The sequence below is a fragment of the Tsukamurella sp. USMM236 genome (assembly GCF_037148755.1).
Classification (GTDB): Bacteria; Actinomycetota; Actinomycetes; order Mycobacteriales; family Mycobacteriaceae; genus Tsukamurella.
The window spans coordinates 1-325 of the sequence record NZ_JBBCSS010000027.1 but is presented as its reverse complement, the minus strand read 5'-3'; the positions used below and the strand labels follow the sequence as shown (position 1 = coordinate 325).

Here is a 325-nt window from a genome sequence, read left to right as displayed (position 1 = left end):
CCACGGCATCGCCATGCGCGACTACCTCGTCGTCACCCGCGGCGTCGACCCGGTCAAGCTCGAGCAGGCCCGCATGATCCACATGACCAACGGCTGGGACCCCCAGGGCAAAGTGGCTCAGCAGACGGAGCAGACCGGCACGATGCTGCACTCGGTGGCGTACGTGACCTTCCAGGAGCTCGCCACCCGCGTCAGCCACCGCAACACCGGCAAGGTCTGCCAGGACCCCATCGCCGACAAGATGCTCCAGCGCATCGCCGCCGACGAGAACCTGCACATGATCTTCTACCGCAACATCTCCGCCGCCGGCCTCGACCTGGTCCCC

At 67.1% G+C, this 325-nt stretch carries 1 protein-coding gene; it reads left to right on the top strand.

What is annotated here, in order from left to right; translation table 11 throughout:
- On the top strand, positions 1-325 hold a 325-nt coding region (locus WFK95_RS24805), incomplete at both ends, for an acyl-ACP desaturase (RefSeq protein WP_336672302.1).